The 25673-nt window shown below is 62.9% G+C and carries 23 protein-coding genes; 13 read left to right on the forward strand and 10 right to left on the reverse strand.

Features of this window, described 5'->3' with window-relative positions; all coding sequences use genetic code 11:
• Positions 1 to 478 precede the first annotated feature (478 nt).
• The gene (locus tag B0G83_RS23445; RefSeq protein ID WP_105509798.1) at positions 479 to 1096 is read right to left on the reverse strand and encodes a LysE/ArgO family amino acid transporter; all 618 of its coding nucleotides are present in this window, start codon (positions 1094 to 1096) and stop codon (positions 479 to 481) included.
• Positions 1097 to 1194: 98 nt separating this feature from the next.
• Between B0G83_RS23445 and B0G83_RS23450 the strand changes: the two genes are divergently transcribed.
• A complete protein-coding gene (locus B0G83_RS23450; protein ID WP_105509799.1) occupies positions 1195 to 2088 on the forward strand; it encodes a LysR family transcriptional regulator ArgP in 894 nt (297 codons plus the stop codon).
• A gap of 28 nt (positions 2089 to 2116) precedes the next feature.
• Here B0G83_RS23450 and B0G83_RS23455 read toward each other — a convergent pair whose 3' ends face one another.
• On the reverse strand, positions 2117 to 2812 hold the full coding sequence (locus B0G83_RS23455; protein ID WP_105509800.1) for a heavy metal response regulator transcription factor: 696 nt from the start codon (positions 2810 to 2812) through the stop codon (positions 2117 to 2119).
• Between the two features lie 417 nt (positions 2813 to 3229).
• Positions 3230 to 3640 carry a hypothetical protein gene (locus B0G83_RS23465; protein WP_105509802.1) on the reverse strand — a complete coding sequence of 137 codons (411 nt, stop codon included), beginning with the start codon at positions 3638 to 3640 and terminating at the stop codon, positions 3230 to 3232.
• 359 nt (positions 3641 to 3999) lie between these two features.
• On the opposite strand from B0G83_RS23465, the gene B0G83_RS23470 reads away from it, so the two are divergent.
• Positions 4000 to 5640, forward strand: a complete 1641-nt coding sequence (locus tag B0G83_RS23470; protein ID WP_258168158.1) for a cytosine permease — start codon at positions 4000 to 4002, stop codon at positions 5638 to 5640.
• Between the two features lie 71 nt (positions 5641 to 5711).
• A complete protein-coding gene (locus tag B0G83_RS23475; protein WP_105509803.1) occupies positions 5712 to 7103 on the forward strand; it encodes an FAD-binding oxidoreductase in 1392 nt (463 codons plus the stop codon).
• A 120-nt stretch (positions 7104 to 7223) separates the two neighbouring features.
• Here B0G83_RS23475 and B0G83_RS23480 read toward each other — a convergent pair whose 3' ends face one another.
• A complete protein-coding gene (locus tag B0G83_RS23480) occupies positions 7224 to 7595 on the reverse strand; it encodes a cupin domain-containing protein (RefSeq protein ID WP_035551235.1) in 372 nt (123 codons plus the stop codon).
• A gap of 232 nt (positions 7596 to 7827) precedes the next feature.
• Between B0G83_RS23480 and B0G83_RS23485 the strand changes: the two genes are divergently transcribed.
• Positions 7828 to 9264 (forward strand): aldehyde dehydrogenase family protein, encoded by a 1437-nt coding sequence (locus B0G83_RS23485; RefSeq protein WP_105509804.1) that lies wholly within the window; start codon positions 7828 to 7830, stop codon positions 9262 to 9264.
• 64 nt (positions 9265 to 9328) lie between these two features.
• Here the strand turns inward: B0G83_RS23485 and B0G83_RS23490 are convergent, their stop codons facing one another.
• Complete coding sequence (locus B0G83_RS23490) at positions 9329 to 10279, reverse strand: LysR family transcriptional regulator (protein WP_105509805.1); 951 nt, start codon at positions 10277 to 10279, stop codon at positions 9329 to 9331.
• Positions 10280 to 10396: 117 nt separating this feature from the next.
• Here B0G83_RS23490 and B0G83_RS23495 point away from each other — a divergent pair, with 117 nt between their 5' ends.
• Together B0G83_RS23495 and B0G83_RS23500 are read left to right on the forward strand one after the other, a co-directional pair.
• Positions 10397 to 11569: a M20 aminoacylase family protein gene (locus B0G83_RS23495; RefSeq protein WP_105509806.1), complete on the forward strand. Its 1173-nt coding sequence runs from the start codon at positions 10397 to 10399 to the stop codon at positions 11567 to 11569.
• A gap of 85 nt (positions 11570 to 11654) precedes the next feature.
• Entirely contained in the window at positions 11655 to 13016 is a 1362-nt protein-coding gene (locus B0G83_RS23500) for an MFS transporter (protein WP_105509807.1), read from the forward strand.
• 689 nt (positions 13017 to 13705) lie between these two features.
• Here B0G83_RS23500 and B0G83_RS23505 read toward each other — a convergent pair.
• Positions 13706 to 14956, reverse strand: a complete 1251-nt coding sequence (locus B0G83_RS23505) for an MFS transporter (RefSeq protein ID WP_105509808.1) — start codon at positions 14954 to 14956, stop codon at positions 13706 to 13708.
• Positions 14953 to 15909, reverse strand: coding sequence for a PRC-barrel domain-containing protein (locus B0G83_RS23510; protein WP_105509989.1), 957 nt, complete (start codon positions 15907 to 15909; stop codon positions 14953 to 14955). The genes B0G83_RS23505 and B0G83_RS23510 overlap by 4 nt, the downstream gene beginning before the upstream one ends.
• A 469-nt stretch (positions 15910 to 16378) precedes the next feature.
• Between B0G83_RS23510 and B0G83_RS23515 the strand changes: the two genes are divergently transcribed.
• The 4 genes from B0G83_RS23515 (at position 16379) to B0G83_RS23530 (ending at position 19593) form a co-directional block, all read left to right on the forward strand.
• Positions 16379 to 17761 (forward strand): NCS2 family permease, encoded by a 1383-nt coding sequence (locus tag B0G83_RS23515; protein WP_105509809.1) that lies wholly within the window; start codon positions 16379 to 16381, stop codon positions 17759 to 17761.
• A gap of 268 nt (positions 17762 to 18029) precedes the next feature.
• Positions 18030 to 18452 carry a helix-turn-helix transcriptional regulator gene (locus B0G83_RS23520; RefSeq protein ID WP_105509810.1) on the forward strand — a complete coding sequence of 141 codons (423 nt, stop codon included), beginning with the start codon at positions 18030 to 18032 and terminating at the stop codon, positions 18450 to 18452.
• Entirely contained in the window at positions 18362 to 18790 is a 429-nt protein-coding gene (locus B0G83_RS23525) for an SRPBCC domain-containing protein (RefSeq protein ID WP_105509811.1), read from the forward strand. Before B0G83_RS23520 ends, B0G83_RS23525 begins: the two co-directional genes overlap by 91 nt.
• Before the next feature lie 62 nt (positions 18791 to 18852).
• Entirely contained in the window at positions 18853 to 19593 is a 741-nt protein-coding gene (locus B0G83_RS23530; RefSeq protein WP_105509812.1) for a thioredoxin family protein, read from the forward strand.
• Positions 19594 to 19627: 34 nt separating this feature from the next.
• Here B0G83_RS23530 and B0G83_RS23535 read toward each other — a convergent pair whose 3' ends face one another.
• Positions 19628 to 20491: a helix-turn-helix transcriptional regulator gene (locus tag B0G83_RS23535; RefSeq protein WP_105509813.1), complete on the reverse strand. Its 864-nt coding sequence runs from the start codon at positions 20489 to 20491 to the stop codon at positions 19628 to 19630.
• Positions 20492 to 20678: 187 nt separating this feature from the next.
• Here B0G83_RS23535 and B0G83_RS23540 point away from each other — a divergent pair, with 187 nt between their 5' ends.
• Positions 20679 to 21515, forward strand: a complete 837-nt coding sequence (locus B0G83_RS23540) for a carbon-nitrogen hydrolase family protein (RefSeq protein ID WP_105509814.1) — start codon at positions 20679 to 20681, stop codon at positions 21513 to 21515.
• Between the two features lie 141 nt (positions 21516 to 21656).
• Positions 21657 to 23012 carry an APC family permease gene (locus B0G83_RS23545; RefSeq protein WP_105509815.1) on the forward strand — a complete coding sequence of 452 codons (1356 nt, stop codon included), beginning with the start codon at positions 21657 to 21659 and terminating at the stop codon, positions 23010 to 23012.
• A gap of 98 nt (positions 23013 to 23110) precedes the next feature.
• Here the strand turns inward: B0G83_RS23545 and B0G83_RS23550 are convergent, their stop codons facing one another.
• Both B0G83_RS23550 and B0G83_RS23555 read right to left on the reverse strand, forming a co-directional pair.
• Positions 23111 to 23293: a hypothetical protein gene (locus B0G83_RS23550; protein WP_035551199.1), complete on the reverse strand. Its 183-nt coding sequence runs from the start codon at positions 23291 to 23293 to the stop codon at positions 23111 to 23113.
• Between the two features lie 156 nt (positions 23294 to 23449).
• Positions 23450 to 24346 carry an NAD-dependent epimerase/dehydratase family protein gene (locus B0G83_RS23555; RefSeq protein ID WP_105509816.1) on the reverse strand — a complete coding sequence of 299 codons (897 nt, stop codon included), beginning with the start codon at positions 24344 to 24346 and terminating at the stop codon, positions 23450 to 23452.
• Between the two features lie 105 nt (positions 24347 to 24451).
• On the opposite strand from B0G83_RS23555, the gene B0G83_RS23560 reads away from it, so the two are divergent.
• Positions 24452 to 25348: a LysR family transcriptional regulator gene (locus B0G83_RS23560; RefSeq protein ID WP_105509817.1), complete on the forward strand. Its 897-nt coding sequence runs from the start codon at positions 24452 to 24454 to the stop codon at positions 25346 to 25348.
• The last annotated feature ends 325 nt before the right edge of the window (positions 25349 to 25673 follow it).

Here is a 25673-nt window from a genome sequence, read left to right on the forward strand (position 1 = left end):
TTTCGATCCTGCTGCCTTTGACCTCCAGAGCGTCAACGAACGCCTCTTCGAGATCAAATTCTGATCGTCAAGACGGCCGTCAAATGTCGCTTACGGTTGCGATACGTCCATTCGGTAAGCAAGCCGACCTGGTTCATCGCGAAACGCGAGGGCTCCAAGCAACACGCCTTTACCGTACATCGGAAAATAACCCGAGTGCGGTACGGAGCCCATAGTCTTTTTGCGTGGAGCCGAAGCCGTGAAGCAAGACGATCGGCTTGCCGTTCCCCGATCTATGCAACAACGAAATGTTCAGGTCCACACCTCGAACATTCAGTTCAAGCTTTGCTCTTCTTATGTCTGGCACCCATGCCTACGAATTACGGCGAGACTCACGGGCGTCCTGACGGCCCGCTCATCTGAATCTCACCGCACTCGCGGATTCCGCCAGCCGTGTAAATGCGCGAGTTCGCAGCGCTGTGATAAGAACTGAACGAGGCTACCGCAACTGCGTCACCGCAATTAGCAACACCATGCTGCCAATCGCACCGTCCAGCACACGCCAGGCCGTAGCGCGACGAAACAGCGGCGCCATTGCCCGCGCACCGTAACCCAGACCGACGAACCAGATCCCGCTCACCGCCATCGCGCCGAGCGCGAACGCGACGCGCGCGCCCTCCGGTTCACGCGCACCGGCGGTGCCGATCAGCAGAAACGTGTCGAGATACACATGCGGATTCAACCAGGTGAAGGCGAGCGTCATCAGCACGATCGGCAGCGCGCGCTGCACGGGCGCCGTGCCGCTCGCCTCGGCCTGCAGCGCGGCATGGTCGGGCCGTACCGCGCGGCGCAGCGCGTTGAAGCCAAAGCACGCCAGATACGCGAGCCCGACATACAGCATGGCGTGGACGAACACCGGAAAGCGTTCCACCAGCACCGAAGCGCCGCCGACGCCCGCGCCGATCAGAATGAAATCCGACAGCGCGCATAGCGCGACGATCTTGCCGACGTGCGAGCGCATGATGCCCTGACGCAGCACGAAGGCGTTCTGGGCGCCGATCGTCACGATTAGCGAGGCGCACAAGGCGGCGCCGTGGGAAAAGGACAGCCAGTTCATGGATCGATCCAGTAGACGGGAGAAGCGAACAGGGCTAGTCTGCGGTCTCGCGGCTCGTAAGAGAAGCTAATTTACTTAATGCGGATTAAGGAACGCTAATGCTCGACTACGCTTTGCTCGATGCGCTCGCCGCCGTGGTCCGGCACGGCTCGTTCGACCGTGCGGCCAGCGAACTGAACGTGACACCGTCCGCGGTCTCGCAGCGGGTCAAGCTGCTGGAGGAGCGGGTGGGCAGCGTGCTGGTCAAACGCGGCCAGCCGTGCGTGGCGACGACATCGGGTGCGCTGCTGTGCCGCCATACCGAACGCGTGCAATTGCTGGAGGCGGAGCTGACCGGCCGCCTGCCGGCGCTGCCCGGCGCGCTGGTCGAGCCGTGGCCCGCGCTGCGCGTGGCGGTCAACGACGATAGCGTCGGCACCTGGTTCATCGACGCGGTGGCGCCGTTCTGCGTCGAACGGGAGATGCTGCTCGATCTGGTGGTCGACGATCAGGACCACACCGCGCAGCGGATTCGCGACGGCAGCGTGCAAGGCGCGGTCACTACTCAGGCCGAGCCGGTGCAGGGCTGCCGCTCCACGCGCCTTGGGCGCATGCGCTATCTGGCGGTGTGCTCGCCAGCGTTTCAGGCGCGCCATTTTGCCGATGGCGTGACGCGCGAGAGCTTGCGGCACACGCCCTGCGTCGATTTCAATCCGAAGGATCAGTTGCAGAAGCGCTTCATGCGCCGGATCACACGCGCGGAACTCGACCCGCCGTTGCACTGGATTCCGCATGTAGCCGGTTTTTTGCGCGCGTGCGTGACGGGGCTGGGCTGGGGCATGTGCCCGGAACGGATGATCGCCACGCACCTGGCCAACGGCGAACTGGTGGAGATCGCGCCCGGCAAGCATATCGATGTGGATCTGTACTGGCAGAGCTGGCGCTTGTCGATCGGCTGGCTGGATGATTTCGGCGCGGTGCTGCGGCGGCGTGCCGCTGAGTTTCTCGACTGAAGCGCGCGGCGCCGCTGCCCGTGTCGCATCAACCCGCTGGCGGGTTGCGCTCTTCGAGCACGTAGCCCATGCCGCGCACGGTGTGGATCAGCTTCGGCTCGTAGTTATCGTCCACCTTCGCGCGCACGCGGCGGATCGCGGCGTCGACCACGTTGGTATCGCTGTCGAAATTCATGTCCCAGACCTGCGATGCGATCGTTGAGCGTGCAAGGATTTCGCCGCGCCGGCGCATGAGCAGCCACAGCAGCGAGAATTCCTTCGCGGTCAGCAGGATCTTGTCGCCCTGGCGCGTGGCTTTGCGGCGCGTCAGATCGAGCGCGAGATCCGCCACGTGGAGCGACGCGGCGTCCCGCGCCGGGTCGCGCGTGGCGCCGCGCCGGAAAATCGAGCGCACGCGCGCCAGCAATTCGGCGAAATCGAGCGGTTTGACCAGATAGTCGTCGCCGCCCATTTCGAGCCCGCGCACCTTGTCGTTCAGGTCGTCGCAGGCGGTGAGCAGCAGTACTGGCGTGGAATGCGTCAGGCGCAGGTTGCGCAGCAAGGTCCAGCCGTCCAGACCGGGCAAGACGACGTCGAGAATGATCATGTCGTAGTCTTCGGTCAGCGCGAGATGCTGGCCGGTCACGCCGTCTTGTACCCAGTCGACGACAAAGCCCGCTTCGGTCAGACCTTTCCGAAGATACGTGCCGTTTTTCGCTTCGTTGTCGACGATCAGAATTCGCATGGTCTTTCTCCTGTTGACGCCCGCTGCGCAGCGCCGTGCGAATCGGGCGGCGTGGCGGTGCAGGGCGGTTGAGGTTGAGCTCGGCGTCTTGAGCGGTGCCGGGTGCGAGCGCCTGAGGGATGGGGCTGCGGATAGCACGGCTGGCGAAGGCGGGTCGATTCAGGGCCCTTTCATGTGGTTAGGCATGGGTATGAAACGATTATAGAAACAGATTTTTTTGAGACGATTGGCTACCTGTGACAGGTGGAGAAATTTATAACGGTATCCTGAGTATGTTATCGGGTTATACCACGACAGGATCTGAATGGGCTGCCGCGTTAGGCATGATGAAGACGGCCGGAGACGGGCGGCGGTGATCGGCGCGGCGACCGGGAGGGTGGCGTGGTCCGCCCATTGAAAGCGTCGGTGTACGAGCGCTCAGGCGCCAGTTCGGCAGGCTTCGGGCGGCGCGGTGGCAGCCACGAGATTCTGCGGTGCGCAGCGCCGGGCGGCATCGACACCATACGGCTGGGTCAGCGTCGGAACGTCGCGTCGAAGGCGCGTTGCCAGTTCGAGCGATAGCACACCGTGGACGAATGTCGGCTCGTCACACGCCTGCCGCGACGGGATGGCGCTGGCCTCGCGTTGCGCCGCCGCGCCGTCGAACAGATGCGCGGGCTGGTTGAGCCAGAACGCCAGCGAACCGACAACGATCGAGACCACACCGCCGGCGAGCGACAGCGTCTCGCTCTGGCGTCGGAAGAAGCGGCGTATCGACGCAATCGAAATGGCCGCCCTGCGATTCGGAATGCGCGTCGCCCTGTCGCGCGTGGGTCGAGTACGTCGCATGAGTTACGTCCCGGAGTCAGGAATCGTCATCGTAGGAGGGCGCCGCCCATAGCAGGATGAGCGGCACATGACGATTTCGTCATGTTCGCGCGTGCCGCGGATTCTCGCGATTTGCATCGACGTTTGCTGTCGCCAGAGCCTTTGGAGAGCCACCACGTAGCCTCGGTGGCTACGCGGAAAGCTTTATGTAGCGGGCTTGTGTGGTTACATCGCCCGCGATCGAAGTAAAGGTTGGGCGGTCGATATTTTTGCCCGCGCCGATTGTCTTTACAGTGGCGTCCAGACATCTCAAAAAGTGGACGCCGCATCCTCGCGGCAAGCCATCGTGAATGACCTGGCCGTGACAGGAGTCGGAGACAATGAGCAGCAACGGCATCACCCAAGTCGAAACATTCGGTTTCGAACGCATCCCGGATCGCTCGCGTTACGCGCGGCCGATCGACCTCTTCCGCTTGCTGTTCGGCGGTTGCAATACTTTTTCGACCTCGGTGCTGGGCAGCTTTCCCGTGCTGCTCGGTCTATCGTTCAAGGCCGGCGTCTATTCGATCGTGCTCGGCGTGCTGATCGGCTCGTGCATTCTTGCGCCGATGAGTCTGTTCGGTCCGCGTAACGGCACCAGCGATCCGGTTTCGTCGGGCGCGCATTTCGGTATTCACGGCCGGATCGTCGGCTCGTTTCTCGCGCTGCTGACCTCGGTCGCGTTCTTTTCGCTGGCCGTGTGGAGTTCCGGCGACGCGCTGGTGGGCGGCGCGAATCATCTGCTCGGTCTGCCGGTCAACTGGATGACGCTGAGCTTCGCGTACGGCCTGTTCGCGGTGCTGGTGCTGACGGTGTGCATCTACGGCTTCCGCTTCATGCTGTGGGTCAACAAGATCGCCGTGTGGGCCGCGAGCCTGCTGTTCGTGGTCGGTATCGCCGCCTTCGCCGGGCCGTTCGACAGCGCGTACGCCGGCAAGGTCGCGCTCGGTTCGGCCGGGTTCTGGCCGGCCTTCGTCAGCGCCGTGCTGGTCGCGATGAGCAACCCCGTGTCGTTCGCGTCGACACTCGGCGACTGGGCCCGCTATATTCCGCAGAACACGCCGAGAAAGCGCACGATCCTCGCGGTGATGCTCGCGCAACTCGCCACCTTCGTGCCGTTCTTCTTCGGCCTCGCGACGGCGACCATCATCGCCAGCAAGGCGCCGGATTTCATTGCGTCGAATAACTACGTGGGCGGTTTGCTGGCGATCTCGCCGAACTGGTTCTTTCTGCCGGTGTGTCTGATCGCAATCATCGGCGGCATGTCCACCGGCACTACCGCGCTTTACGGCACGGGGCTCGACATGTCGAGCATGTTCCCGAAACTGTTGAACCGCGTGCGCGCCACGCTGTTGATCGGGAGCCTCGCGATCGGCTTCATCTTTCTCGGCCGCTTCGCGTTCAACCTCGTCGAAAGCGTGTCGACGTTCTCGGTGCTGATCAATACCTGTAGTTGCCCGTGGATGATGATCATGATCATCGGTTTCGTCACGCGGCGTGGTTTCTATCTGTCGGACGATTTGCAGGTGTTCAATCGCGGCGGCCGCGGCGGTCACTACTGGTTCACGCACGGCTGGAACTGGCGCGCGATGGGCGCGTGGCTTCCTAGCGCGGCGGTCGGACTGTGCTTCGTCAATCTGACGGATCAGTTTGTCGGTCCGCTCGGCCAGCTTGCGGGCGGCCTCGATATCAGCATGCCGGTTTCGCTGACGCTCGCCTGCACGTTGTATATCGCGTTGTTGCAGTGCTTTCCCGAGCCGGACGGCGTGTATGGTCCGCTCGGCCGACGCTGGTTGCGAGGCGGCTCGGTGGGCAATCGCGGCGTGCATCCGGTGGTGCCGGCGACTAAGCTGAACGTAGCAACGGCGCGGGCGGAATCGCAAACGCGCACGTCAACGCCCACGCAGCCGCGTCGCGCGGGGCGAGCGGGCGGTGAATACCGCGAACCCGAAAAGGCATTGGACACGCAGGACGCCGGTTGACACGCATTTTCCGCGCAACTGGATCGATGAAGTACCCGGCAACAAGCATTCAAGTAGAGCAGGCAAACAAGATGAGCGAGTCAGTAAAGCGCGCGTTTGATGGAGTAAAGCTGTTTCCGTTCTGGCTGGACAATCCGCGCGCACCGGCTGTCGAACGGGAATTGATCGGTCCGACTTCGGCGGATCTGGTCGTGGTGGGCGGCGGCTTCACCGGACTGTGGGCCGCGATTCAGGCGAAAGAAGCCGACCCGTCGCTCGACGTCGTGCTGGTCGAAGCTGGCAAGGTCGCATACGGCGCATCGGGCCGACCGGGCGGGATCATTTCGACGTCCGTCATGCATGGCTTGCCGAACGCCACGCGGGTTTTTCCGCAAGACCTCGACGTACTCGAAAAGCTGGGCCAGGAGAACCTCGACGGTTTCAAGGCTTCGTTGACGCGTTACGGCATTGAAGCCGACGCCGAATGGAACGGCGAGATGACGGTGGCGGTCGATCCGGGCCACCTCGATCATCTGAAGGGCGACTACGAGCTGCATGTGGCGCATGGTCACGACGTGGTGCTGCTCGACAGCGAGCGTGCCCGCGAGCAACTCGATTCGCCGCTGTTCGCCGGTGCGATGTGGTCGCGCAATCGCAGCGGCACGATTCATCCGGCGAAGCTCGCGTGGGGGCTGAAGGCCGCCGCGCTGAAGCTCGGCGTGCGCCTGCACGAACATTCGCCGATCACACGCCTCGAAGATCGCGGCGCGACGATGGTCGTGCACACGCAGGCGGGCAGCATCGACACGCCGCGCGTGCTGCTCGGCACCGGCACCGCGGATGTCGGCGTGACCGACATCAAGCGCCGCGTGATGCAGGTGCGCGATCACATCATCGCGACCGCGCCGTTGAGCGACGAGCAGATGGCGCGCATCGGCTGGAAAAACCGCCAGGGCATTTACGACACGCGCACACAACTCAACTATTTCCGCCTCACGAAAGACAACCGCATCATCTTCGGCGGCCGGGTGAGCTATCACTTCGGCGGCGATCCGAACCCTGCCGCGGATCGCGACGAAAGCACCTATTACAAACTCGCCGAAGCGTTTTATCGCACCTTCCCGCAACTCGACGACGTGCGCTTCACGCATGCGTGGGGCGGTCCGATCGATTACTGCTCGCGCGGCGCGGTGTTCGCGCGGCGCTATCACGGCGGCAAGAGCGTGTTCGTGGCCGGTTATACGGGCTTCGGCGTGGCGGGCAGTCGCTTTGGTGCGAAGATGGGCCTCGACATGCCGTGGAATCGCGAGACGGTCATCACGTCGCTCGATATTTCGCGCAAGGGGCCCTCGTATATTCCGCCGGAGCCGCTGCGCTGGATTGCCGCGAAGATCACCTTCAATGCGTTTGACGGCGCCGACGATCGCGGCGGCTGGCGGCGTCTGTGGATCAATTCGATCAAGGCGCTGGGTTTTCCGATGTAACGGTTGAACGGGGCGTTTTGTCGTTTTGTGCTTGCCGCCGGAATAAAAAAACCGCACCTTGGCGGGTGCGGTATTCGGTGAAGCGTTTCAGTGAAGCAACGCCGCGACTTAGCGGGTGAATCAGCCGCAGTACACGATGCTGTATTTCTTGGTCGCGACCGGCATGTGCCACGTGCCCGAGAAGCCCTTGTGCAGGATGAAGGCGTCGCCGGCGGCATAGTGTTCGCTGCGGCCGTCGTCGCTGGTGATCACGACTTCGCCTTCGATCAGCACGCACACTTCGTGAATCGGCAGGTCGGCCAGTTTCAGCGTGCCCGCGTCGCATTGCCAGACGCCCGCCGAGAGCATGTTGGTCGCGTCGGAATAGGCATTGAGCGCATGCGGGGCTTTGGCGCCGTCGAGAATGACGTCGGCCGGATCGTGCAGGGCCGGGTTCAGGCCGGTAGCGCCGGGGCCTTTGGCGTCGATGCGGGTGAAGGTGATGTTGCTCATGAGGCTCTCCTGGTTAACAGACTTGAAAATCGGGTTGCGAAGTTCTTGAATTCGACGATTCGATGCAGGGATCGAAGCTGAACCGGAGTCTGAGCCAAAGCAGCGTAGCGGTGAATTTCGATTTGAAGACATTCAGATTGAGCGGCGTCGATGTAAAGCGGGTGACGCCGCCCCGGGCGCGATCCACGCGTCCGGGATCTGGCCCATAACATTTCATGTAAAGGACAAGCCCATGCAACACACCAGACAGTTTTACATCGACGGTCAATGGGTCGATCCGCTCGAGCCGAGCCACGCGAACACGCTCGACGTGATCGATCCGTCCACCGCCGCGGCATTCGAGCAGATCGCGCTCGGCAGCGCGGCGGACGTCGATCGCGCGGTCGCCGCCGCGAAGCGCGCGTTTCCCGCTTACAGCGAGACCACGATCGCGCAGCGTATCGATCTGCTGCAGGCGATTCTCGACGTCTACCGCAAGCGTTACGACGACATGGTGCACGCGATCAGCCGCGAAATGGGCGCGCCGCTGCAGTACGCGAACGACGCGCAGGCATGGACCGGCGTCGCGCATCTGGAAACGATGATCCGCACGCTCGATACGTTCGAGTTCGAGTCGCTGAAGAACGGCATTCTGATCCGCAAGGAAGCGGTCGGCGTGTGCGGGCTGATTACGCCGTGGAACTGGCCGGCCTTGCAGATCACCACCAAGGTTGCGCCGGCGCTCGCGGCGGGCTGCACGATGGTGCTCAAGCCGTCGGAACTGGCGCCGCTGTCGGGCCTGATCTTCGCGGAGATTCTCGACGAGGCGGGTGTGCCGGCCGGCGTGTTCAACCTCGTGAACGGCGAAGGCCGCACGGTGGGCGAGGCGATGTCGTGTCATCCGGACATCGACATGATGTCGTTCACCGGTTCGACGCGCGCCGGCGTGCAGGTCGCGAAAGCGGCGGCGGAGTCGGTCAAGCGTGTGCATCAGGAACTGGGCGGCAAATCGGCCAACCTGATTCTCGAAGACGCCGATTTGAAGCAGGCGGTGATGCGCGGCGCGCGGGCCTGTTTCGACAACAGCGGCCAGTCGTGCGACGCGCCCACGCGCATGTTCGTGCCGCGTGCGCGTGAGGCCGAAGCGCTGACATACGCGAAAGAAGCGGCCGAAGCGCTGAAGGTCGGGCCGGCCAATGCGGAAGGCACCGATCTCGGTCCGGTCATCAGCGAAGCGCAGTTCGACAAGATCCAGCGTTTGATCGGCGTGGGCATGGAAGAGGGCGCCACGCTGGTGGCGGGTGGCGCCGGCCGTCCCGAAGGCCTGAAAGACGGCTATTTCGTGCGCCCGACGGTATTCGGCAAGGTCACGCCGGACATGACGATCGCGCGCGAAGAAATCTTCGGACCGGTGCTGTCGATCCTCGCCTACGACTCCGAAGACGAAGCGATCGCCATGGCCAACGACAGCCTCTACGGTCTTGCCGGCTATATCCAGTCCGGTTCGATCGAGCATGCGCGTGCGGTGGCCCGGCGCTTGCGTACCGGCACGATCTATCTGAACTACGCGGACTACAATCCCGATGCGCCGTTCGGCGGCTTCAAGCAATCGGGCAACGGCCGCGAGTACGGCGAGTTCGGACTGGAAGACTTTCTGGAGATCAAGGGTGTGGTGGGCTACGAAGGTTGAGCCCACAACTTGCGACTGCGTTTGCGTCGACAATCACGCTCACGCTGACGCGATTCAGGCATCGCTAAAGCAGTAACTCGATCGAATGAAACAGGCGGCGTTGCTCGGGTTCCTGCGAGCGCGCCGCTTCGTCGATCACTTCACGCAGACAGTCGAGAAAACACGTGGCCGCCGGACTCGTTGGCGCGCCACGGCGTGACGTGATGCTGACGATGGTTTCATCCACGGTTTCGCGCAGCGGCAGCGCCCACAGATTTTCTTTCGCGAGTGTCACTTCCGCGAGCGGCCACGGAAAAATGCTGAGCATGTCCGTGTGCGCGAGCAGCCCCAATACCACAGCCAGCGAGTGCGCCAGATGAATGGTGTGCGGCACCCGCATGCCGCGCTTGCGGAACAGGTTGTCCGAAATCGACTCGCGGCTGGCCGGGTCCCAGTTCAGCACCCACTCCGCGTCTTCCAGTTCGAGCAGCGTGCGGCAACCGGCTTTCGGGTGATCGCGCCGCGCCACCACGGCCGAATGCGTCGAAAACAGCGGTACGTTGTGAAACTCCGATTGCGGCGACGCGGGCGGCGGCCGGCCGATCGAAAAATCCAGGCTGCCGTCGCGCAGGCGCGGTTGCACGACCGCGAGCAACCCTTCGAAAAACTCCAGCTGCACTTCCGGCATGCGTTGCCGGAAGCGCCGCACCGTGGGCGGCAGAAACGTCAACGCGACCCATGGCGTGACGCCGATCGACAGTTTGCCGGCCGCCGCGCCGCGCAAGGCGTCGATCTCCGCTTGCGCGCGTTGCAGCTGCCCTAATACCACTCTTGCATGCACAACCAGCGTACGGCCGAACTCGGTAAACGCGACGCCGCTCGCGCTGCGGATCACCAGCGGTGCCTGCATATCCGCTTCCAGTTCGCGTACCGCCTTGGTGACGGCGGCGGGCGAAAGGCCTAACGACCGAGCCGCGGCCCGGATACTGCCGGTATCCGCAATCGCCGCTAACGTGCTGAGTTGATGCAGTTTCATCTGTCGAATTGGGGCAAGAGTGGCAACCAGAAGTTGCTGGCGCAACGATTTTACGCCTGCCGCTGGAAAATCGGCGTCGCTATGCTGGGTCACGCTTTTCATTGACGGAGACGACACATGAACACCATGGCCATTCCGGCGGGCATCGCCGAACTCGAAGACGAAATGATCGCGCTGCGCCGCCGCATTCATGCGCAGCCGGAGTTGGCGTACGAAGAGTTCGCCACCGGCGACCTCGTCGCCGAACGTCTGCAGGAATGGGGCTACACGGTGCATCGCGGGCTGGGTCAAACGGGTGTCGTAGGGCAACTGAAAGTAGGCGGCGGCACACGCAAGCTGGGTCTGCGCGCCGACATGGACGCGTTGCCGATTCAGGAAACGACCGGCTTGCCGTACGCGAGCAAGGTGCCCGGCAAGATGCACGCATGTGGCCACGACGGCCATACGGCAATGCTGCTCGCCGCGGCCAGACATCTGGCGCGGGAGAAGGATTTCGACGGTACGGTGAATGTGATTTTCCAGCCGGCCGAAGAGGGGCAGGCCGGCGCGAAAAAGATGCTGGAAGATGGCCTGTTCGAGAAGTTTCCGTGCGACGCCGTGTTCGCGATGCACAACATGCCGGGCTTCCCTACGGGCAAATTCGGCTTTCTGCCGGGCTCGTTCATGGCCTCGTCGGACACCGTCATCATCACCGTGACGGGGCGCGGCGGTCATGGCGCGGTGCCGCATAAGGCAGTCGATCCGGTGGTGGTGTGTGCGCAAATGGTGTTGGCGTTGCAGTCGATCGTGTCGCGCAACGTCGCGCCGCTCGACATGGCCATCATCACCGTCGGCGCGATTCACGCGGGCGAAGCGCCCAACGTGATTCCTGAGACCGCCGAGATGCGTCTGTCGGTGCGCGCCTTGAAACCCGAGGTGCGCGATTATTTGCAGGAACGGATCACCGCCGTGGCGAGCGGAACGGCCGCGGTATTCGGCGCCAGCGCGCAGGTGGATTACCAGCGCCGCTATCCCGTGCTCGTCAACGATGCGGAAATGACCGACCTCGCGCGGCAAGTGGCGCTCGACTGGCTCGGAGAAGACGGCCTGATCGCCGACATGCAACCGCTGACCGGCAGTGAGGATTTCGCGTTCCTGCTGGAGCGTTGCCCCGGCAGCTACCTGATTATCGGCAATGGCGATGGGGAGGGCGGCTGCATGGTGCACAACCCTGGCTACGACTTCAACGACGACTGCCTCGCGACCGGCGCCGCTTACTGGGTGAGACTCGCGCAGACGTTTCTCGTCTGAGGCGGATGTGACGGGCCGGCTCGAGCCCGCGCGTGCGCTATGACGTGTGCTTTGACTCAGCAGCAAGGACATCACGGAGACACAGATGGACTATTCCGCCACACCGCAACCCGCCGGCACCGACGCGCTTGCCCTGCAGGGCATGCCGGCCGCGCAGCCCGCCGAACGCAAGCGCCACGCGAAGGCGATTGCCGCGATCACGCTGGGCAACGGTCTCGAGTTTTTCGACTTCACGATTTACAGCTTCTTCGCGACCATTATCGGCAAGCTGTATTTCCCGGTGGAGGGGCAGCTTGCGCAATTGATGCTGGCGGTCGGGACGTTCGGCGTGGGGTTCATCATGCGTCCGGTGGGCGGCATCGTGCTTGGCGCGTACGCCGATCGTGCCGGCCGCAAGGCGGCGATGAGCCTGACGTTATGGCTGATGACGCTCGGCTCGGCAATCATTGCGTTCGCACCGACGTATGCGGCGATCGGCATTGCCGCGCCGTTGCTGGTGATTCTCGCGCGGCTGGTGCAGGGGTTTGCGTTGGGTGGTGAGATTGGCGCCTCGACGTCGCTATTGCTGGAGTATGGCAGCGATAAGACACGCGGATTTTACGGCAGCTGGCAGTTCGTGAGTCAGGGGTTGAATACGGTGTGCGGGTCGTTGCTTGGCGTTGCGTTGGCGGCCGCGTTGTCGACTGCCGCGCTGGAGAGCTGGGGCTGGCGCGTGCCGTTTGTAATCGGCATGGCGATGGGACCGATCGGGATTTATATCCGGCGCCATCTGGATGAGACGTTGCCGGGTGTCGAGGACGGTGCGGGTGTGCGGTCGGCTTCGACGGTGCCCGCTTCGCAGCCGGTGCGTGAGCTGTTTCGCGAGCATTCGCGGGTGATTACGATGGGTGTGGTGACAACCATTGGCGGGACGGCGGCGAACTACATCGTGCTGTTCTATCTGTCGACTTACGCGATCCGGATTTTGCATCTGCCGATGTCGTCGGCGTTGTGGGCCGCGTGGACCGCGGCCGTTGTCACGGTGGTCTGTTCGCCGCTTGCCGGCGCGTTGTCGGATCGGGTGGGGCGCAAGTGGGTGTTGGGTGTGTCGCGGGTCTTGCTGATTCTGGCTGTGTATCCGGCGTTTATGGTGATTAATGCTATGCCTTCCGTGGCGGTTTTGTTGTCGGTTGTCGCGGGGTTGGCTGTGCTGGTCGCGTTTACCGCCGTGCCTAATATCGTCATGCTGCCGGAGGTGTTTCCCCGCGAGATTCGGGCTACCGGGATGTCGATTGTTTATTGTCTCGGGGTTTCTATCTTTGGTGGGTTTGCGCAGTTCTTCGCTACGTGGTTGATTCAGGTTTCTGGGAGTAATCTTGCGCCGGCCTGGTATCTGATTGGGTGTGGGGTGGTTTCTTTGTTGGCGTTGCCGTTTATGCCTGAGACGGCTGGGCGGGATATTGGGTGATGGTTTTTTTTGCCTTTTTTGCGGCGTGTTTTCTGTGCTCTTTTTGGGTTGGCCTTTCCTTGATTTCTTAGTGGTCTATTAGCGTTCCCCCTGTGCGGGGGGGCACCTACTTTTCTTTGCCTGCCGCAAAGAAAAGTAGGCAAAAGAAAGCGGCTCACACCGCTAACCATGAAGCGGGTCCCCCGCGCAGCCACGGTAGTGGTGCATCTGGAATCCGTGCCCTCGCACATTCCGCTTCAGTGACAAAGGCGTCATTCATCCCGTCTCGCGCGATGCGCTCGCCGGAGGGGTCGGCGTGGACACCAGTGGCTTCGCTTTTGTGTTGTGGGAGCCGTCGGCTTCGCCTCGGCGGGGCGCCGAAATACCCCAAAATTCACCACGGGTTTGCTGAACGACCCGGGGGCGCGCGCAGCGCCGCCGGAAGAATGACTGCTGTGTCACGAACGCGGAATGTGCGAGAGCACGGATTCCAGATGCGCCACTACCGTGACTGCGCGAGGGACCCGCTTCATGGTTAGCGGTGTGAGCCGCTTTCTTTTGCCTACTTTTCTTTGCGGCAGGCAAAGAAAAGTAGGTGCCGCCCCGCACAGGGGCAACGCTAATAGACCACTAAGAAAGCAAGGAAAGGCCAACCCCAAAAGAGCACAGAAAAGAAGCCACAAAAGTCAAAAACCCGCTTTCAGCCCTAATCACCGAGCAGCCTCTCCATCGGCCACCCCACCCGAATCTTCGGCCCTGGCCGCATCCCGAGTCTCCGGCATAGCCGCCCAAACCAGCAAAACCGCCAACGCCCCCGCAGCCGCAAGCCCAAAAAAGCTAACCGCATTTCCAAAGTGATCAGCCACAAACCCCGCCGCGGTCGTACTCAACGTAGCCCCAATCCCCGCAGCCAACCCAAACAACCCGATACAAAGGTTATAGCGCCCCTTATCACCGGCAACATCCGCCGCGATCAGCGGCAACATCACACCGAAAACAGCCGCACTCAACCCGTCGAGCATCTGCACCGGCACCAGCAAATACGGGCTGCTAATCCCGGCAAACAGCAATGCCCGGATCGGCAACGCCGAAAACCCCAACAACAGAATCGGCCTGCGTCCCCACCGCTCGGCAGAGCGCCCAACCCACGGCGACATCATCGCCACGATCGCCTGCGGCACGATAATGCACGCGGCAATCACGAGCTGCACGTTATCGCCCATGCCGGCCGTCACTTCGCCCGCGGCAAGATTCAACATCGCCGCATTCGACAAATGAAACAGCACGATACAAGCCGCGAACAACAACATCCGCTTGTCACGCAACAACTCGCGCAGACTCTCGCGTCGCGCGATCTGCTGCGGCGTCGGACCGGCCTTCGGCAACTCGATCGTGTCGGTGCGCTGGATCATCGCCAAAGCGAACAATGCGGGCACGGCCAGCGCCGCCGTCAACCAGAACACCGCGCGCGGCGAATAGTATTCGCCGAATACGCCCATCAGCCCCGCGGCCACCGCGCTGCCGATCGACGCCCAACGCGCATTGCGCCCCAGCCGGTCGCCGAGATTCGCCCGCCCGACCAGCGCGAACGAAATCGCCGCCAACGCCGGCGTCAACATGCAACTGGCAAAGCCGTGGAACACTTCGGCGGCAATCACCGGCAGCACGGTCGGACTCACGGCCAACAGCACCGCGCTCAGAATGATCGCGAAGATTGCCCATGCGGCCGCGCCTTTCTTGTTGCGCAATGCGTCGACAGCGGCGCCGCCCGGCACCTGGCTCACCATCGCGCTGATCGTGCCCACGGAGAGCGCCATACCGATCTCGCCCTGGGTCCACTTGTGCGACGCCAGATACGACGCGATGAACGGCCCGAACCCCGTCTGCACATTGGCGACGAAAAAATTCATCCAGTCGAGCGCGCGAAGACTGCGCGTGGTTACCAAAGTACGGCCGTTCATCGGGCCGCCCGTGCGTTGGAACCTGCCGCGGCTGAGGCCGTCGTCGCCGGCGGCGCGGTCGCGGCGGCAGGCGTGGACGGCGGGGCCGGCGAGACGGCGCGCACCGGTTTGTCGCTCACGTACGGCGGCGTCGCGTTGATCTGCGCGTCGCTCAGATCGATCTGCGGATGCAGCTCCTTGTCTTTCGTGACGAAGTGCAGCGCCGACCAGTTCGCGGCAATCGTGCGACGTTCGGTGCTGACCATGCCGTTGACGTCGAGCACGACCGCCTGCGGCTGCGCATTGCCGTCGATCAGCACATCGATCACGCGACCCACCTTGGCGCCGTTCGCGCGTTCCACCGTGGCGTCGATCAGCGGCAATTGCACACCGGCCGGTTTGGCGGCATTGGCCGGCACGGCGGCCGCGTTGAGCGTGATCGGCGCGGTCTTCGCGCTCGGCGTGAAACGGAACGCGCTCCACGGGAAGTTCACCTTGCGGTCGCCCACCCCCAGGAAGCCCTGCAGATTCACGACCATCTCGCGCGGCTTGCCGCCCGCGTCCGCGATCAAATCGACCGCGCGGCCGACCACCTTGCCGTCGGGCTTCTGTACCTCGCTATCGAGCAGCGTGCGCGCTTCGCTGCGCTCGATCGTGCGCAGCACGATCAGCGGGGCGGGCGTCGGCGGAGGCGGCGGCGTGACGACGACGGGCGGCGGCGGCTCGACCTTGCGCGGCTTGACGACCGGCTTCGGCGGTTTTTTCGGCTGCTCGGGTTTGGCCGCCTCGGTCTCGACCGGCTCGGGTTCGGAGGCCGCTACGGGCGCGCTGGCGGGCTCGACAGGCATTACCGTGGCATCGACGATCGGCGCCTGCTGCGGGCCCCACAGCAGGCTGCAACCGGACAGCGCAAACAGCGCGAACAGAGCAAGAATCGGCAAACGCCAGGCAGGACGCGAGAAACCGCCACTCATCAAGAAGGACTCCATGGGCCAGTGCGAATGACGGCCAAAGGTCGAAAAAAGGCCGCCGCGGTTAAGACAGGAATGGGCCAGAGTGTAACCCGCGACGTCGGGCGCCCCGCTTTTGCAGGCCATCTGACAGGTACGGCATTAGCAGGGTTCATGCCGCGCGCGAAGTTTCATCTGCGGATTGCGCGCGTTTTTCATGCGCCGGACGCCGCAAAACCCGCTCACATCTTCATGACAAAGCGTAGGTGTAAACGCTTGGCTCGCCCGCCCAGTTTGCCGCTGGGTAAAAGATATAAGCGTCTCGACATGTCCGGCATGCCATTCATGCGATGGGAGACATATTTGTGTTGCCCTACATTTCGAGACAGCAAAAAACGACGACATTCCCCAATAAACCAACTCAACGAGACGAGACCCTGATGGCGCCCGCAGTGACGGCCGCTTCAGTACGCTGATAAAGGAGGCACTCATCATGATGGAACCCCACGCCCAACCGATTTCCGAAGTCGCCGTCGAATCATTCGACGGAAAGGGCTTTCTCGACCGCTATTTTGGAATCTCCGCGCGCGGCAGTTCGCAGCGCCAGGAAATCATCGCGGGCATTACGACCTTCCTCGCGATGGTCTATTCCGTCTTCGTCGTGCCGGGCATGCTCGGCCGCGCGGGTTTCGATACCAGCGCCGTATTCGTCGCGGTGTGTCTGACCACTGCGTTCGGCTCGCTGCTGATGGGCATCTGGGCGCGCCTGCCGATCGCCATCGGCTGCGCGATTTCGCTGACGGCCTTCACGGCGTTCGGCCTCGTACTCGGTAAAGGCTTGCATCCGAATGTCGCGCTCGGCGCGGTGTTCCTGATGGGCGTCGTGTTCACCGCGATCTCGGTGACGGGCGTGCGTTCGTGGATTCTGCGCAATCTGCCGACCGGCATCGCGCACGGCACGGGGATTGGTATCGGCCTGTTCCTGCTGCTGATCGCCGCGAACGACGTGGGTCTGGTCGTAAAGAATCCGGGCGCCGGTTTGCCGGTCGCGCTGGGCAATATCAGGGCCTTGCCGGCGATCATGTCGGTGGCGGGACTTGCCGCGATCTTCGGTCTGGTGCGCCGTCGCGTGCCGGGTTCGATCCTGATCGTGATCGTCGCGATCTCCGCAATTGCCTTCTTCATCGATCCGGCCATGTCGTTCCACGGCGTGTTCGCGGTGCCATCGCTGAGCGCGCCGGGCCACGCTTCGCTGATCGGCGCGATGGACATCAAGGGCGCGCTGTCGATGACGGTTCTGCCTAGCGTGCTGGCACTCGTCATGACCGCGGTGTTCGACGCGACCGGCACGATTCGCGCCGTCGCAGGGCAAGCCGGTCAACTCGACGAAAACGGCCGCATCATCAACGGCGGCCGCGCATTGACGGCCGATTCGCTGAGCTCGATTTTCTCGGGCCTGCTCGGCGGCGCACCGGCAGCGGCGTACATCGAATCGACGGTCGGCGTGGCAGCCGGCGCGAAGACCGGTATGGCGGCGGCGGTAGTCGGTTTGCTGTTCCTCGTGGTGATGTTCTTCTCGCCGCTGGCGGGTCTCGTGCCTTCGTATGCAACGGCGCCGGCGCTGATGTATGTGGGTCTGCTGATGCTGTCGAACGTCAGCAAGCTGCATATGGACGATATGGTCGACGCAATGTCGGGCCTGATGTGCGCGGTGTTCATCGTGCTGACCGCCAACATCGTGACGGGCATCATGCTCGGTTTCGCGACGCTGGTGATCGGCCGCGTGATCAGCGGCGAATATCGCAAGCTGAACGTGGGCACGGTGGCGATCGCCGTGGTGCTGGTCGGGTTCTATCTCGGCGGCTGGGCGATCTGATCGTGCGCGTGGGCCTCGTTCCACGTTTGAATTGATTTTGCAGTAGCGCAAGAGCAGGGCGGGTCTTTGCAGGCCGCTTTGCTCGACCGTGTAGTCGGTTGTTCTCCACCTTGACGCGGTACGTCGCACGGCTTTATCCGCGATGTGCCGCGTATCTTTTTTTCCGCGTTGCTGTCGTTCCCCTCGTTGCTTCCGGCCTCAATCAGGTCCGTTGAGAAAGCGCCCACCTGTCCTTGACTTCCTGACGTGCATTTCTATACTTAACCTTATGGTTAAGTTTAATGAAACCCTACTCGACCGCACGTTCGCGGCGCTCTCCGATCCCACGCGGCGTGCGTTGCTCTCGCGCCTGTCCGGGCGCGAACTGTCGATCAGCGAACTCGCCGAGCCGTTCGCGATGTCCTTGCCGGCTGTGATGAAACATCTCGATGTGCTGTCCGAAGCCGGTCTGATCACCCGCAACAAGACCGGGCGGACGGTGGCGTGCCGCCTGGTGGCCGGTCCGATGGAAGACGCCATGACGTGGCTCAGCCGTTATCAGCGTTTCTGGTCGGCATCGCTCGATGGGCTCGCCGCTTTCGTCGAACAGGAGGAAGTCCCATGCCCGCCCAATCCAGCCTCACCCTCCAGCGGCGTCTCAACGCCGCGCCCGCCAAAGTCTTCCGCGCCTGGACGGAAGCGGCGCAACTGATCAAATGGATGAACCCCGGCGATACGCCGGTGGTGCGCGCCGAACTGGATGTGCGCGTCGACGGTCGCTACTCGATCGTGTATCGCAAGGCGGACGGTCGCGAGCTCGAGGCCAACGGGCAATATCTGGAGATAGTCCCGGATCGCAAGCTCGTGTTCACCTGGCGATGGCGCCACAACGCGGAACACGAATCGCTGGTCACGGTGCTGCTGGAGTCGGACGGCGACGCCACATGGCTGACGCTCACGCACGAACGGTTCACAGACCAAGCGCAGGCCGACGATCATCGCCGTGGCTGGTCGGGTGGGCTCGATTCGCTGGAACGCTACTTCGCGTGAGTTCGTTTCGCTGTATTGGACGTGTCGGATTCAACCTGCACGGTGCAGGAAAGGAGACGTAAATGGAACCGCAGCACCGGATTGAATCGAGAGAGGAATGGCTGGCCGCGAGTCGCGCGCTACTGGTTGAAGAGAAGGCGCATATGCGCGCCAGCGACGAACTCGCGCGCAAGCGTCGCGAGTTGCCTTGGGTCAAGGTCGATAAGACCTATGGTTTCGACACGCTGCAAGGGCGCAAGACGCTGGCCGAGTTGTTCGACGGACGCAGCCAGTTGATCGTTTATCACTTCATGCTGGGCCCGGAGTGGGAAGAGGGCTGTGTTGGCTGCTCGTTCGTGTCCGATCATATGGTCGGCATCGTCACGCATCTCGAACATCACGATGTGTCGTACGTGACAGTCTCGCTGGCGCCGCTCGCGAAAATCGAGGTATTCAGGAAACGTATGGGATGGGTGTTTCCATGGGTGTCGTCGAACGGTAGCGATTTCAATTTCGACTATCACGTGTCGTTCACACCCGAAGAAGTGGCCAGCAAGAAGGCGTTCTACAACTTCACTGAGACGGATGTCGGGATCGACGAACTGCACGGCCACAGCGTGTTCTACAAGGACGAACGCGGCGACGTGTACCACACGTATTCCTGCTACGGACGCGGCGGCGAGCGGTTCATCAACACCTACGCGCATCTCGACGTCACGCCGAAAGGCCGCGAGGAAACGAGAGGCATGACCGACTGGCTCAGGCATCACGACCGCTACGACGATAAAAAGCCCAGCAGCGGTTGTGCGGCGTGCGGTACGTGACGCGGCACGCCGCGACGCAACTCGACCGGGGACGTCAGGCGCCCTGACGTCCCGCGTCATAAAACAACGCGAACAATTCCGACTGCGAGTTGACGTTGAGTTTCGTATAGATGTGCTTCTTGTGTGCGCGCACCGTCTCGAACGAGATGGCGAGTTTCTCCGCTATCGCGCGTGTCGAAAACCCGCTCAAGGTCAGCATGGCCACTTCGACTTCACGTGCGGTGAGCGCGGCGCGGCCGCCCGCCGACGCGACCTGGGCGAAGCGTGCCGCGTACGCAGGGGTGTCCGGCGGTGTGTCCGCCTGCAACGGAATTTGCGCCGCGGTGTCGGCCAGGTTCTCGCCGAAGCGCGGCTGCACCGTCGCCGCGTCGAACCTTTCATAAGGCAGGCGTTGCCGCAACAACGCGATCACCCATGGCGCGCACAGCGCGAGCACGGCCAGATCGCGCTCGCCATATCGCTGCGTCGCACCGAGTGAAAACGCGAGCGTGTGCCGGGCGTCGATCAGGTAATTGAAATGCACCTCGTCGCCGACGATGTTTTTCCTGAAGTACCGCTGGTAGTACTCGGTCATCGAGAAGTTGTCGGGCGCGACATCGGCGAGCGTGACGAAGCCCGACGCGGGTTGGTCGGTGGCGGCGATATAGAACGGATCGAGCTGATACAGCGCGGCAAGGTAGTCCTGGAACATCGCGTCGACGGCGCCGTCCGGCGTGGGCGATTCGGCGCATACGAGCGGCGCTTCGCCGGGCGTGAAGCGTAGCGCGACCCAGTTGTCGAAGGCGACGTAGCGTTCGAGCGCGCGCGTGAGGCGTGTCCAGAATTGCGCGCTATCGAGTGCTTCGATAACCGCGCCGATCTCGCGATGAAAGGCCAGATCGCGCCATTCGAGTTCCATGCGTGCTCCAATGAGGGTAACCCAGCCGGGTAATTACGAACAAAAATATGTCTGGTAATAATAGGCCCAACCTGATCGCGGACGCCGGGAAAGGGGCGCCGTGTAACGCAGAAACGCAATAGCTTGCAACAAGTGCATGGGACTGGAGTAAGCGCCAAGGCGCTAACTCCGGCCGACAGGAGACACAATGCTTCAACTCGAACTGGCGCAAATCCCCATCGTGGACGGCGCAACCGGCGTTAGCGGCGCGAACGTGCAACGCGTGCTGCACACTATCGGCCAGCGTGCCGTCGGCACCGATCTCATGGTGTTTCCGGAGACCACGCTGTCGGGCTTCCCGACACGCGACAACATCCGCACGGTAGCCGAACCGATCGACGGCCCCTCTCTCACGGCAGTGCGCCAGGCGGCCCGTGAAGCCCGCGTGGCCGTGGCCGTGGGTCTCGCCGAACGCGACGGCAGCCGTTTCTTCAACACCACGGTACTCGTCGACGAACACGGCGAAATCGCGCTGCGCTATCGCAAGACGCATCTGTGGGCGTCGGACGTCGGCGTGTTCGAACCGGGCGACCGCTATGAAGTGTGCAGCTTCAAAGGCCTGACCGTCGGCATGCTGATCTGCTACGACATCGAATTTCCCGAAACGGCGCGCGCGGTCGCGTCGCTGGGCGCGGATCTGCTGATCGTGACCAACGGCAACATGGACCCGTTCGGACCGGTGCATCGTCGCGCGATCGTTGCGCGTGCAATGGAAAACCAGATGTTCGCGGCGCTCGTCAATCGTATCGGTTCAGGCGACGACGACCTGACCTTCCCCGGCGAATCGGCACTGATCGATCCGTTCGGCGACGTGGTGAGCGACGCGGGCCAGCAGGAAACCGTGCTGCGGGCCACGCTCGACCCCACGCGCCTCGAAGGCGCGCGTGAACATTACCGCTATCTGCACGACGCGCGTATCGCCCTCGATCTCGCCACCGAAGACGGCGAAAACGGACAACGTCTACGCGTGATGCGCGCGCGTTGAGTGACACCGCAGCGCGTCGATAACAAAAAAACACCAGCGCGAACCCCGCGCATCCCGCAAGTCTGAACGACCCGGCTCGACCGGGGCGCGCCGCAAATCGCGCCCTAGCGACGCTCGCCCATTTGCAAGAGGAGACACCGTATGACTTCATCGTCCGCCGCCGAACCCGCGGCCTCGCACAGCCCGCATCTGAAACGCACGCTCGGCCTGCCGTCGGTCCTGCTGTTCGGCCTCGCCTACATGGCGCCGCTGATCGTGTACGGCACCTACGGCGTGCTGGCGAGCGCGAGCGACGACACCGCCGCGCTCGCCTATCTGATCGCACTGGTCGCGATCGCGTTCACCGCGCTCAGCTACGGCAAACTCGCACGGTTGTTCCCGGTGGCCGGTTCGGCCTATACGTACACGCGTAAAAGCTTCAACCCGCACCTCGGTTTCATGATCGGCTGGGCGACGCTGCTCGACTACTTTTTCCTGCCGATGGTGATCTGGCTGATCGGCGCCGCCTACCTGAGCGCCGCGTTTCCGCACATTCCGAGCTGGATCTGGATCGTTGCGTTTATCGTGCTGACCAGTGCGCTGAACATTCTCGGCATCGAGCTGGCGAACCGCTTCAACATCGTGCTGATGGTCGTTCAACTGGCGATCGTCGCGCTGTTCGTGGTGCTGTGCTGCCATTACGTGACGGCGGCGTCCGGTCCCGGCGGCCTGTTGTCGGCAGAGCCGTTTTTCAAGCCGCACGTGCCGTTTTCCGCGACGATGGCCGGCGCCGCGATTGCCGCATACTCGTATCTCGGCTTCGACGCGGTGTCGACGCTCACCGAGGAAACCGTTGCGCCTGAGAAGACCATGCCGCGCGCCATCGTGCTGATCGCGCTGATCGGCGGCGCGATCTTCGTGATAGCGGCCTACACGGTGCAACTCGCCCATCCGGGCGCGGTCTTCAAGGACCCGGATTCGGCGGCTTTCGAAGTGGCGCGTAAAGTGGGCGGCGACCTCTTCGTGACGGTGTTTCTGGCCGGTCTGATTCTCGCGCAGTTCGCCTCGGGTATCTCTGCGCAGGCGAGCGTGGGGCGTCTGCTATATGCCATGGGGCGCGACGAAGTGCTGCCGAAACGCATCTTCGGTTTCGTGCATCCGAAGTTCAAGACGCCGGCGCTGAACATCGCGATTGCGGGCGCGATCGGTCTCGTCGCGTTGAAACTCGACGTGGCGACCTCGACGTCGTTCATCAACTTCGGCGCGTTCCTCGCGTTCACCGCGGTCAACCTGTGCGTGATCCGCCAGTTCTTCAACGCGAAGGGCACGGCGAACGCGATGGGTATCGTCGGCGGCCTGCTGTTTCCGCTGGCCGGCGCAATCGCCGACGTGTGGCTACTGGTGAGTCTCGAGAAGACCGCGCTGGTGCTCGGCGCGGTGTGGTTCGTGGTGGGTTTGTGCTATCTCGGCTGGATCACGCGCTGGTTTCGTCAGGCGCCGCCGGAAGTCGCGGTGTGAGGCAAGGGTGGGTGCGCTTGCGTGACCGGCGTGCCCACCAGCATGGAGGCCTCAAGCCGATCGAAAAGCGAATCACGCCGCGTCGCGCGGCGTCATGCTCAAAGCGCCATGTCGAAAGCGGGCTTGAGAAACAGCTCCATGGCCATCACGGCGAGGCCCATTGCGGCCGCCGCCAGCGTCAACGTGCCGTATTCGTCGTAACGTGCATCGTAAAGACACGCCACGACGAACAGTATCGCCAGCAGGTTCGTCAGCCAGTCGAAATTCAGCGCCAAAGTCATCGATCAAATCCGGGCTCAGGGGCGACTCGCGGAATCGAATCGCACGATCAGTTGAGCGCGATTCTAGCGAGTTGAGCTTACGAATTCGCAACGGCGCCGCTTACACGGATTACGTTTTCGCGGGGGGACGTCCCGAAGAAAGTCCCGCCGAAGACATCACATCATGTCGTGCTCGATCCAGTCGATTACCGAGCTGCGCTTCGGCTGCCAGCCCAGCAGTTTGCGTGCGCGCACACCGCGCACCCGGCTGTTCGAACCGAGGCCGTACGAGGCCATTTCGTAGCCCCATTCCTTTTGCGCTTCGTCGAGCGGCCAGTCTTGCGGCTCGCCGAGTTTCATTGCGCGCGCGATTGCCGCGCTCATATCGCGGAACGACGCTTCGCCGCTTTCGACGAAATAGAACGTACCGGCCGGCGTTTTCTCGAGCGCGAGCCGATAGAGTTCGGCGACGTCGTCGATATGCACGTTCGACCAGATGTTGCCGCCGCTGCCCACATGACGCACGACACCGCTCTTTTGCGCCTGCCGCACGAGGCGCGGCAACTGCACGCTCGCGCTGCCCGGCACCGCGCCGTGACCATAGATCAGCGTATTGCACAGCACCGCCGAACGGATGTTCTGGCGCGCGGCGTCGAGCACCAGCTGGTCGATCGCGACGCGGGCCGCCTTGTCGGCGGTCGGCGTGGGCAACGCGTCCTCGTGATAGATGCGCGACTGACCCGCTTCGCCACCGGACGCATCGCCGACGATGCTCGATCCGCTGGTATGCAGCAGCACCTTACCGGAACCGGCGAGTCCTTCGATCAACGCTTTCACCGCGCCTTCATGGTCGCTGCTGGCGGCGTTGATGACGGCGTCCGCGGTTTGCGCTTCGGCGATCAGCAGCGCGCGGTCGTCGAGCGTGCCGACGACCGGCTCGATGCCGAGGCGTTGCAATGCGGCGGCATGGTCGGGATTGCGGATCAGACCGCGCACGCCGTGGCCGGCGCGCGCCAGATGCGCGGCAATCGACCCGCCGATAAAACCGCTTGCGCCCGTAATGAAGATCTTCAAGACGTTCTCCTGGTTGGAAACACGATGACAGGCAAGCAGTATCCATCGTCTTGATTCTCGCAAAAAGCGTGTTAGTCTCAAATCAATATTGACTCGAAATCAACAATGAAAACTTCCACGGATGAGCTGCTGGCGTTCGTCACCGTGATCGACAGCGGCTCGATCACCAAGGCGGCGGAGAAGCTGGAGCAGACGGTGTCCGGCGTGAGCCGCGCGCTTACGCGCCTCGAACAGAAGCTCGACACCGCGCTGGTGCGGCGCACGACTCGCCGTCTGCAATTGACCGAGGAGGGTGAGGCGTTCCTGCAACGCGCCCGGGCGATTCTCGCGGCGATGGAGGAGGCCGAGGAATCCGTCACGCGAGGCCGCGGGCGGCCTTCGGGACGCTTGCGGGTGGACGCGGCGTCGCCGTTCATGCTCCATTGCGTGGCGCCGCATATGAAGGCGTTTTCGGCGCTGTATCCGCAAGTGCGCCTGGAGTTGACCAGCAACGAACGGATCGTCGATCTGCTGGAACAGAAGGTGGATATCGCGATCCGGATCGGTGCGCTGCAGGACTCGACACTGCATGCGCGCGCGTTGGGCACCAGCAGGCTGCGGGTGCTTGCGAGCCCGGCGTATCTGGCCGAATTCGGCGAACCGAAGTCGGTGGAAGCGTTGCGCGCGCATCGATTGATCGGCTTCACGGTGCCGGAGCATCTGAACCGCTGGCCATTGCGCGAAGGGCGCAAGGCCGGCGCCGGGTCGTTCAGGATCGAACCGTCGATCACCGCGTCGAGCGGCGAAACCTTGCGGCAACTGGTGTTGTCGGGCTGGGGTGTGGCCTGTCTGGCCGACTTCATGACCGCCGCCGACGTGCGCGACGGCCGCCTCGTACCCATTCTCGGCAACGTTCTGCGCGACGAGCGGCAGCCGGTGAGCGCGGTGTACTACCAGAGCGCGTCGCTGACGGGGCGCGTGCAGTGTTTTCTGGACTTCATCGCGGCGCGCGTGAAGCTTTAGCGGCGCGTTTCGAGTCGCGCGTTCAGCCGGCTCTCCTATAACTCTTGAATCGACGTAGTGGTCTGGCCGAGCGTCAAGCCGCCGCATGGCGGCTTTTTGTCCACTTGGCGACTCACATTTTGAGCGTGTATATACAAGTTTCATGCGGTATATACCGCTGCTGCGCCAATCGGGCCGCCGCCCGACACCGCCGGCCTTCGCGGCGATATGCCGGACAGCTTGAGCCCTAATGGAAACCCCTAGGCCCGGGCGATTAAAAACAAGTTGTATATACAACACCGTCCCGCTAGACTTGTCTCAAATTGTATAGACAGGAACACACACC

The sequence above is a fragment of the Paraburkholderia sp. BL21I4N1 genome (assembly GCF_002973525.1).
Taxonomy (GTDB): Bacteria; Pseudomonadota; Gammaproteobacteria; order Burkholderiales; family Burkholderiaceae; genus Paraburkholderia.